The organism is Cupriavidus neocaledonicus, from assembly GCF_000372525.1.
GTDB classification, from domain to species: Bacteria; Pseudomonadota; Gammaproteobacteria; order Burkholderiales; family Burkholderiaceae; genus Cupriavidus; species Cupriavidus neocaledonicus.
The window spans coordinates 1-9,821 of record NZ_AQUR01000045.1; the positions used below are offsets into that span (position 1 = coordinate 1).

At 66.4% G+C, this 9,821-nt stretch carries 9 protein-coding genes and 1 rRNA gene; 8 read left to right on the forward strand and 2 right to left on the reverse strand.

The window, feature by feature from the left end:
* Window positions 1-26: 26 nt before the first annotated feature.
* Both rrf and A3AG_RS0100680 read left to right on the forward strand, forming a co-directional pair.
* A 5S ribosomal RNA gene (gene rrf / locus A3AG_RS0100675) occupies window positions 27-140 on the forward strand.
* Window positions 141-411: 271 nt separating this feature from the next.
* Complete coding sequence (locus tag A3AG_RS0100680) at window positions 412-1,365, forward strand: DUF3047 domain-containing protein (RefSeq protein ID WP_018003708.1); 954 nt, start codon at window positions 412-414, stop codon at window positions 1,363-1,365.
* Between the two features lie 21 nt (window positions 1,366-1,386).
* On the opposite strand, the gene A3AG_RS0100685 is transcribed toward A3AG_RS0100680, so the two are convergent.
* Entirely contained in the window at window positions 1,387-2,412 is a 1,026-nt protein-coding gene (locus A3AG_RS0100685; protein WP_018003709.1) for a DUF2891 domain-containing protein, read from the reverse strand.
* A gap of 87 nt (window positions 2,413-2,499) precedes the next feature.
* Window positions 2,500-3,693: a M20 aminoacylase family protein gene (locus tag A3AG_RS0100690; RefSeq protein ID WP_018003710.1), complete on the reverse strand. Its 1,194-nt coding sequence runs from the start codon at window positions 3,691-3,693 to the stop codon at window positions 2,500-2,502.
* A 56-nt stretch (window positions 3,694-3,749) separates the two neighbouring features.
* On the opposite strand from A3AG_RS0100690, the gene A3AG_RS33810 reads away from it, so the two are divergent.
* From A3AG_RS33810 to A3AG_RS0100715, 6 genes are all read left to right on the forward strand, one after another.
* Window positions 3,750-3,950, forward strand: a complete 201-nt coding sequence (locus A3AG_RS33810; protein ID WP_145987512.1) for a hypothetical protein — start codon at window positions 3,750-3,752, stop codon at window positions 3,948-3,950.
* A 66-nt stretch (window positions 3,951-4,016) separates the two neighbouring features.
* Window positions 4,017-5,603 (forward strand): ABC transporter substrate-binding protein, encoded by a 1,587-nt coding sequence (locus tag A3AG_RS0100695; RefSeq protein ID WP_018003711.1) that lies wholly within the window; start codon window positions 4,017-4,019, stop codon window positions 5,601-5,603.
* Between the two features lie 136 nt (window positions 5,604-5,739).
* Window positions 5,740-6,717 (forward strand): ABC transporter permease, encoded by a 978-nt coding sequence (locus A3AG_RS0100700; protein ID WP_018003712.1) that lies wholly within the window; start codon window positions 5,740-5,742, stop codon window positions 6,715-6,717.
* Window positions 6,718-6,720: 3 nt separating this feature from the next.
* Complete coding sequence (locus A3AG_RS0100705) at window positions 6,721-7,653, forward strand: ABC transporter permease (protein ID WP_012353975.1); 933 nt, start codon at window positions 6,721-6,723, stop codon at window positions 7,651-7,653.
* Between the two features lie 13 nt (window positions 7,654-7,666).
* A complete protein-coding gene (locus A3AG_RS0100710; protein WP_018003713.1) occupies window positions 7,667-8,665 on the forward strand; it encodes an ABC transporter ATP-binding protein in 999 nt (332 codons plus the stop codon).
* Window positions 8,662-9,723, forward strand: a complete 1,062-nt coding sequence (locus tag A3AG_RS0100715) for an ABC transporter ATP-binding protein (protein WP_018003714.1) — start codon at window positions 8,662-8,664, stop codon at window positions 9,721-9,723. Before A3AG_RS0100710 ends, A3AG_RS0100715 begins: the two co-directional genes overlap by 4 nt.
* Window positions 9,724-9,821: the final 98 nt, after the last annotated feature.

A 9,821-nucleotide genomic window follows, 5' to 3' on the forward strand; every position in this document is an offset into this window, starting at 1 on the left:
ACCCGACAGCGCCACAACCCCTCATGCCTGGTGACCATAGCGAGTTGGAACCACCCCTTCCCATCCCGAACAGGTCCGTGAAACGACTCCGCGCCGATGATAGTGCGGATTACCCGTGTGAAAGTAGGTCATCGCCAGGCTCTTATACTGCAAAACCCCTCGACAGCGTGTGCTGCGAGGGGTTTTGTCTTTGGCGCGGCCTAAACGCTGCGCTTGTGCACGCCCGTTGTTTTCATGCCGCATTGCGGGTCGAGGCGCATTCCTGCCCCGTCCACCTTCTGCTATGTTCGACCCTCAAGTGCCGACGGGTGGCACGAAGGCGGTTGCAACACGTTTTGCAGCAAGCAGTGAGCAATAGAGCGGGCCGATGCCGACAGAGCGGGCCTGCGATTTCGGGTTTCGAGGGGTTACATGACGGCCAAGAGGTTCCGGCTGGTTTTGACTGGCGCCGCCGGCGCGCTAATGCTGGCAGGGTGCGCTTCCACTTCCCCTCAGCCTTCCCCGCCGCAAGGTGCTTCGACTCCCGCCGCCCCGGTCGCCTCCGGCTCCGCCATTGATTGCCAGGCCTTCACCGAGCGCATGGCGGCCCACGCCGCCGCGCAGGCCGATACCGCGCTCACTGAATCCGGCACCCTGGCCGCTGCCAACCCGCTCGCCGCTGACGGCGAAGCAACTGACGATGACGATGACGATGGCGCCGACGCCTCGCCTGTGACCCTCGCCACGCTGCCGTTGTTTTCGGTGTCGCCGCGCGGCAACCAGTTGCCCGTAGGCTGGCAGCCGTGGACCATCAACCGCAACAAGATCCCCACCACGTACTCGATGGCCGAGGTCGACCAGCGTGTCGTGGTACATGCCAAGGCGGACAGTTCGGCCTCTGGCCTCTATGTGCCGCTGCGCGAGCGCGATGCCGGCATGCTGCGCTGGACCTGGAAGACCAACGGCATCATCCGCAATGCCGACAACAGCCATGGCCCGCGCGAGGATTCGCCCCTGCGCCTGTTCGTGGCCTTCGATGGCGACAAGGGCGCGCTGCCGCTCAAGGACCAGTTGATGTACGAGATGGCGCGCCTGACCACCGGGCGCGAGATGCCATACGCGACGCTGATGTATATCTGGGGCGGCCAGCGCGCCGAAGGCGCGGTGGTGAACAACCCCCACACTGATCGTGTGCGCATGATCGTGGTCGATAGCGGCATAAAGCATGCCAATCAGTGGCGTTGCCACGAGCGCGATCTGCGCGCCGACTACCGCAAGGCGTTCGGGACCGACCCCGGCCGCGTCATCGCGGTCGGCATCATGACCGATACCGACAATACCAAGAGCAAGGCCGAAGCCTGGTACGGCGACATCGCGCTGGACTAGGTTGCCGCGCCGGCGGTGCCCTCAGCCGCCGATCGGCTCGGCCAGCGCGAGCACCGCGAACGAGGCCAGCCAGTGCGTGGACACATACTCGCCTTTCACCGCCTGGGGCAGCGATGCCTCGATATGGTCCGACCACGCGCGGATCGCCAGCGGCCGCAGCGGTTCGGGCAAAGCGGGTTCCAACAGGCGCCAGCACCAGGCGCGCGACAGGTTCAGTCCGTCCAGGTGCGCGGCCTTGGGGTCGCCGCGGTTGGTCACCGTGACCGGTGTCAGCCAGTTGGCCAGTTCGGCCTGGCCCGGCACGAACAGCTCCCACCATTCCGAAAACGCGCAGCCGTCCATCACCGCGTGCATGAGCACGGCTTCGGTTAGTCCGCCGGACAGGAATTCATCGCCGCCGGGCTCGTAGCGGGCCGGATACTTCTGGTCGTGGCCGAACCAGCGGTGGGCGCGCCGTACGATGGCGCGCCGCAAGGCCAGGTCCTGGTGCACGCGCGCATAGGCCAGCGCCATCACCAGCGCGAAGGCGCTGTTGTAATGGGTGCCGGTGCGCACCGGGAACGCCGCCGCGTCGAGGAAATCCGCGAGTTGCTGCGACAAATGCGAAGCCAGCGGCGCGCAGGCTTCGGCCCAGGCCGTGGCATGCGGGTGGTGGCGCGCCAGCGACAGCAGCTCGGCCTGCAGCTTCAGCATCCAGCCCCAGCCGTAAGGGCGCTCGAAGGTGCGTGAGTCAGGCCGGCGGAAATAGGCGAGTTCGGCGGCCATGGCATCAGGACGCAACTGCGCGTCCAGCATGGCGTGGATGCGCGGTGCTTCCTCGAGGTCCGGATATAGCGCCAGCAGCCGCACCAGCAGCCAATGCATATGCACGCTGGAGTGCCAGTCGTAGCTGCCGCAAAACACCGGATGCCAGGCGGCGGGCCCGGCGAGGTCGCCGGCGCCCGCCATCATGTGGTCCAGCTTGTAAGGATAACGGCGCAGGATATTCTCCAGCGCCACGCGCGCAAAGCTGCGCGCGGTCTCGCGATCCAGCGCCGAACGGCCCATCGCCGAAGCTCCCCTGTCGTGTTCGTAGTGCCCTGTTCAGGCAGGCGTGCTCGTGCACGCTCTGGTCTCTGCCAACCGTGCCTGCCCTCAGGCAGGTGCCAGCCATTTCTCCACCAGCCGCACGAAGAAGGTGGAGCCGACCGGCAGCAGTTCGTCGTTGAAATCGTAGCTCGGGTTGTGCAGCATGCAAGGCCCGATGCCGTGGCCGGCATCGCGATGGCCGCCGTCGCCGTTGCCCAGGAACAGGTAACAGCCCGGCTTGTGCTGCAGCATGAAGGAGAAATCCTCGGCGCCCATGGTGGGCTCGACGTTGCTGTCGACATTGTCCGCGCCGACCAGTTCGGCGGCGACCGCGGCGGCGAAGCCGGTCTCGGCCTCGCTGTTGATGGTGGGCGGATAGTTGCGGTGGAATTCGTAGTCGACGGTGCAGTCGAATGCCGACGCCACCGCGCGCGCCACCTCTTCCATGCGCCGCTCGATCAGGTCCAGCACCGGCACCGTGAAGGTACGCACGGTACCACCGATCCAGGCCTGGTCCGGCACGATGTTGGTGGCATCGCCGGCATGGAACTGTGTCACCGAGATCACCGCGGTATCGATCGGGCGCTTGTTGCGCGTGATGATCCCCTGCAGCGCCGACACGATCTGCGCCGCGGTGAACACCGGGTCGTTGCCGTTGTTGGGCATGGCCGCATGCGCGCCCTTGCCGCGCACGACGATGCGGAACTCGTTGCTCGAGGCCATCAGCGGACCCGCGCGCGTGCCGAAGGCGCCCACCGGCATGCCCGGCCAGTTGTGCACGCCGAACACCGCGTCGCACGGAAAGCGCTCGAACAGGCCGTCCTTGATCATCTCGCGCGCGCCACCGCCGCCTTCCTCGGCCGGCTGGAAGATCAGGTGCACGGTGCCGTCGAAGGGCTTGTGCTGCGCCAGGTAGCGCGCCGCGCCAAGCAGCATGGCGGTGTGGCCGTCGTGGCCGCACGCATGCATCTTGCCGGCGTGCTGCGAGCGATGCTCGAAGGTGTTGGCTTCCTGCAGCGGCAGCGCGTCCATGTCGGCGCGCAGGCCGATGGTACGCGGGCTGCTCCCGTTGCGGATCACGCCGACCAGGCCGGTGGTGCCCAGCCCACGGTGGACTTCGATGCCCCACGCTTCCAGGCTGCGCGCGACCACATCGGCGGTGCGCTGCTCTTCGAAGCAGAGTTCAGGATGGGCGTGGATGTCGCGCCGGATCGCGCGGATTTCGGCTTGCGCCTGCAGGATTTCGGGGATGAGCTTCATGATGCCGGGCGGCCTTGGGGTCGAAGGCGTTAGCAATGGGATACCCGGATCATACGATGCCTGTCGCGAAAGCGCCAAAACGCGGCGATTTGCTGCGCGCTCGCTGCCTTGGCGCAGTGCAATATGCCGGCGCGGGTGGGTTTCCCCGCATTGCCGTGACATGTCCACTGCTGGAACAGTTCATGCTTGAAGTGCCCGGCCGGCAATACCGTCGCTTTGTGATGCCCGATCGCACCAAAAAGCAGCGCCGCTCGTGACCCGCTGCGCGCGCGCATTGCCAATCCTAAAACGTCTGCTTCACTTCCTACAGGGAGAATTGCGCGATGTCCCTTCGCACTTTCAAGAAGGCAATTGGCGCGGTCGCGGTGGCGGGGGCCCTTGGCCTTGCGCTGGCCGGCACCGCCCAGGCCGCGGACCTCAAACTGGCCATGAGTTCGCCGCCGACCTCGATGGATCCGCACTTCTACAACCTGTTTTCCAACATCAACGTTTCCGAGCATATCTTCGACTCGCTGACCAAGATGGACCCGGACAGCCGCATCATCCCGGGCCTCGCCGAGTCGTGGAAGCTGGTCAACAACCTCACCTGGGAATTCAAGATCCGCAAGGGCGTGAAGTTCCACGACGGCTCCGAGCTGACCGCCGAGGACGTGATCTGGTCGCTCGACCGCCCCGCCACCATCCAGAACAGCCCGGGCAAGTTCGACGTCTACACCAAGGCGATCGTCAACAAGAAGATCATCGACAAGCACACCATCCAGCTCACCACCAGCCAGCCGTATCCGCTGATGCTGAACGACCTCACGTCGATCTTCATCGTGCAGAAGAAGGCCACGCAGGGCCTGGGCTCGGATGACTTCGCGCAGGGCAAGGGCATGGTCGGCACCGGCCCGTTCAAGTTCGTCAGCTATGCACGCGACGACCGGGTCGAGCTGGTGCGCAACAACGACTACTGGGGCAACAAGCCGGCCTGGGACAAGGTCACGCTGCGCTTCATCCCCAACCCGGCGACGCGCCTGGCGGCGCTGCTGTCGGGCGATGTGCAGGCGATCGAGAACGTGCCCACGCCCGACCTGCCCAAGGTGCGCAACGATCCCAAGCTGTCGTTCTTCTCCAAGATCTCGCACCGCGTGATCTACCTGTATTTCGATGCCAAGCGCGACAAGTCGCCTTACGTCACCACCAAGGAAGGCGCGCCACTGGACAAGAACCCGCTGAAGGACACGCGCGTGCGCAATGCCATCAGCATGGCGATCAACCGGCAGGGCATCAAGGACCGGCTGATGGAAGGCCTGTCCGAGCCGACCAACAACCTGGTGCCGCCCACGCTGTTCGGCTACAACCCCAACCTGAAGACGGTCAAGTACGACCCCGAGGGCGCCAAGAAGCTGCTGGCCGAGGCGGGTTTCCCCAACGGCTTCGGCGTGACGCTGCACACGCCCAACAACCGCTACGTCAACGACGAGAAGATCGCGCAGACCATCGCGCAGAACCTGACCCGCATCGGCATCGCCACCAAGGTCGAGGGCATGCCGATGGCGACGTACTCGTCCAAGGGCATCAAGCACGAGTGGTCGTTCGGCCTGCTCGGTTGGGGCGCGCAGACCGGCGAGGTCAGCTCGCCGCTGCGCGCGCTGCTGGCGTGCGAAGACAGCAAGAAGGGCTTCGGCACCACCAACTGGGGCGAGTACTGCAACCCGAAGATGGACGTGGTGCTGGAAAAGGCGCTGTCGACGGTGGACGACACCGAGCGCTCCAAGCTGCTGCAGGAAGCCACCGCGATCGCGATCAACGATGGCGGTATCATCCCGATCCACCAGCAGGTGACCACCTGGGCCACGCAGAAGGGCATCGTCTACGTGCCGCGCACCGACGAGCGCACCTACGCGCATAACTTCAAGCCCCAGTAAGTCAAGCCCCAAGCCAAGCCCCGGCAGGCTGCCTGCTGCTGAGTTCGCGGTGCCGCGCATGGCTGCCGCGCCGCCTGGAAGCGCCACGCGCTCCCGGGCGGCGTGCGCATTCGCGCGAAAGGAAAGTGGTTCGAATATGCTGGTCTTTATCATCCGGCGCCTGATGCAGAGCGTGGTCGTGCTCTTCGTCATGTCGCTGCTGGTTTTCCTCGGCGTCTTTGCCATCGGCAATCCCGTCGACATCCTGATCAACCCGCAGGCCGACCAGGAGGACATCAAGCGCACCATCGCGGCGCTGGGCCTGGACAAGCCGTTGTGGGAGCAATACTGGGTGTTCCTGCAGAACGCGCTGCAAGGCAACCTCGGTACCTCGTTCGCGCACGGCACGCCGGCGCTCAAGCTGATCTTCGAGCGCATGCCGGCGACCATGGAGCTGGCGGTCTGCGCGATCCTGCTGGCGATCGTGCTGGGCATCCCGCTGGGCCTGTGGGCCGGGCTGCGGCCCAAGGGCATTGCCGGCAAGTCGATCATGACGGTGTCGATCCTGGGCTTCTCGCTGCCCACCTTCTGGGTCGGGCTGATGCTGATCATGGTGTTCGCGGTGCAGCTGGGCTGGCTGCCGTCCAACGGCCGCGGCGAGACCGTGCGCGTGCTGGGCATCCCGCTCAGCTTCCTGACCGCGGACGGCCTTCGCCACCTGATCCTGCCCGCCGTGACGCTGTCGCTGCTCAACATCGCCATGGTGATCCGGCTCACGCGCGCGGGCACGCAGGAGGCGATGCTGCAGGACTACGTCAAGTTCGCGCGCGCCAAGGGGCTGTCCAACACCCGCATCGTCGGCGTGCACGTGCTGAAGAACATCCTGATCCCGATCGTCACCGTGATCGCGCTGCAGTTCGGCTCGATCATCGCCTTTGCGATCGTGACCGAGACCATCTTTGCCTGGCCCGGCATGGGCAAGCTCATCATCGACTCGATCCAGCTGCTGGACCGGCCGGTGATCGTCGCCTACCTGATGGTGATCGTGACGCTGTTCATCCTGATCAACCTGGTGGTGGACATCATCTACAGCATGCTCGATCCGCGCGTGCGCATTGCCGACAACAAGGGCTGAGCCATGACCGCAGTCACCGTCGAACCCGAAGACAAGACGCCGCCGCCCGCCGCGGCGCGCGAGCAATCCCCATGGCGGCGCTTTGCCGCCGAGTTTTTCGCCAGCAAGATTGCCGTGGCCGGGCTGGCCACGCTGGTGACGATCATCCTGATCGCCATCTTCGCGCCGTGGCTGGCGCCGCAGAACCCGTATGACCTGGCCACGCTGGACGTGCTCGACGCGCGCCTGGCGCCGGGCGAACAGGCCGGCAGCGGCATGACCTTCCTGCTGGGCTCGGACGAGCAGGGCCGCGACATCCTCTCGGCGGTGATGTACGGGCTGCGCATCAGCATCGGCGTGGGCGTGGTCAGCACCCTGATCGCGCTGCTGCTGGGCGCCACGCTGGGCCTGCTGGCCGGCTTCCTGGGCGGTCGCACCGAGGCCTTCATCATGCGCGTGGCGGACCTGCAGCTGTCGTTCCCGCCGATCCTGCTGGCGCTGATCCTGCTGGCCTTCCTGCGCCCGGGGCTGGGCAATATCGTGATCGCGCTGGTGGCGGTGCAGTGGGCCTACTATGCGCGTACCACGCGCAGCGCGGCGCTGGTCGAACGGCGCAAGGAATACATCGAAGCCGCGACCTGCCTGGGCCTGCCGCCCGCGCGCATCATGTTCCGCCACCTGCTGCCCAACTGCCTGCCGCCGCTGATCGTGATCGCGGCGCTGCAGGTGGCCTCGGCGATCACGCTGGAAGCGACGCTGTCGTTCCTCGGGCTGGGGGTGCCGATCACCGAGCCGTCGCTCGGCTCGCTGATCTCGAACGGCCAGCAGTACATGCTGTCGGGCAAGTACTGGATCAGCTTCTTCCCGGGCATCGCGCTGGTGGTCACCATCGTCGCGATGAACCTGGTCGCCGACCAGCTGCGCGATGTGCTGAACCCGCGCCTGCAGACGCAATAACCGGGAGCGCGAGATGGCACAACCGACATTGGTGGTCGAACACCTGAAAACGCATTTCTACACGCGCGGCGGCATCGCCCGGGCCGTCGACGACGTGTCCTTCACCGTGGGCCGCGGCGAGATCATGGGGCTGGTGGGCGAGTCCGGCTCGGGCAAGTCCATGACCGGCTATTCGATCATGGGCCTGATCGACCCGCCGGGGAAGATCGTCGACGGGCGCATCGCGCTGACCAGCCGCGACGGCGTCACGCGCGACCTGCGCGCGCTCACGCCGGCGCAGCAGCGCGACGTGCGCGGCAACCGCATCGCCATGATCTTCCAGGACCCGATGATGACGCTGAACCCGGTGCTGCGCATCGATACGCAGATGATCGAGGCGGTGCTGGCGCATGAGAACGTGAGCAAGGCGGTGGCGCGCGAGCGCGCCCGCAATGCGCTGGCGCGGGTCGGCATTCCGTCGCCGGACGAGCGCCTGCAGGCCTATCCGCACCAGTTCTCGGGCGGCATGCGCCAGCGCGTGGCGATTGCCACGGCGCTGCTGAACAAGCCCGACCTGATCATTGCCGACGAGCCGACCACGGCGCTCGACGTCACCATCCAGGGCCAGATCCTGTACGAGATGCAGACCCTGTGCCGCGAGTCCGGCACGGCGCTGATCTGGATCACGCACGATCTGTCGGTGGTGGCGGGGCTCGCCGATTCGGTATGCGTGATGTACGCCGGCAAGATCGTCGAGGCCGGCGACGTGCGCCAGGTCCTGGAGCACCCCGAACATCCCTACACGCACGGCCTGATCAGTTCGGCGCCGTCGCGCAATCCGCGCGGCGCGCCGCTGCGGCAGATCCCGGGCATGACGCCATCGCTGCTGAACCTGCCGGGCGGCTGCTCGTTCCGCGAACGCTGTCCCTATGCGACCGCGGCGTGCAAGACCGAACCCCCGCTGGAAACCGCCGCCGACGGGCGCCGCCTGCGCTGCTTCCATCCGGTGCTGGCCAACCAGGAGGCAGCATGAGCGCTACTGCACTGCAATCCCGACCGATGACCGAGCCTGCCGGGCAAGAAGGCGCCACGCCCGCCGCGCCGATCCTCGAACTGCGCGGCGTGTCCAAGCGCTTCGTCAAGTCGCTCGATGCCGCCGCGCGCATCGCCAACGTGTTCGGCGCGCATGCGCGCGAAGAGGTGGTGCACGCGGTGGACCGCGTCGACCTGAGCATCCGCGCCGGCGAGGTGGTCGGGCTGGTGGGAGAGTCCGGCTGCGGCAAGTCCACGCTCGGGCGCATGGCCGTGGGCCTGCATTCGCTGACCGAGGGCGAACGGCTGTGGCGCGGTACCAACCTGGACCACCTGCCGCCCGACAAGCGCCGCGAAAAGCAGCTGGCGATCCAGATGATCTTCCAGGATCCGTATGCGTCGCTGAACCCGCGGCTGCGCGTGCTCGACATCGTCGGCGAGGCGCCGGTGGTGCACGGCCTGGTCGGGCGCGGTGCGCAGAAGGGCTATGTCGAGGACATGCTGGTGCGCGTCGGCATGGACCCGACCGTGCTGCGTCGCTTTCCGCACCAGTTCTCCGGCGGCCAGCGCGCGCGCATCGGCATTGCACGCGCGCTGGCGGTGAAGCCGGAGTTCCTGGTTTGCGATGAGTCGGTGGCGGCGCTCGACGTATCGATCCAGGCCCAGGTGCTGAACCTGTTCATGCGCCTGCGCGAAGAGCTGAACCTGACCTACCTGTTCATCAGCCACGACCTGGGCGTGGTCAAGCACATCAGCGACCGGGTGGTGATCATGTACCTGGGACGGGTGGTCGAGTCCGCGCCGACCGAGGACGTGTTCGCCACGCCCAACCATCCCTATACGCAGGCGCTGCTGGCGGAGGCGCCCAAGCTGGAGGTGGCGCGCAAGACCTACGTCGCGATCCGCGGCGAGATCCCGTCGCCGCTGCACCCGCCGAGCGGCTGCCATTTCCATCCGCGCTGTCCGCACGCAATGCCGCGTTGCCGCGAAGAGCAGCCGCTGCTCAAGGAGATTGCGCCGATGCGGTTCTCGGCATGCCATCTGAATGACATGAAGTAGCCGAGGGCTTGCGCGATCCCGCCGGTTTTCTCCCCTCTCCCGCGCGCGGGAGAGGGGCCGGGGGGAGGGCGAGCGGTGGCAATAGCGACAGGCATCGC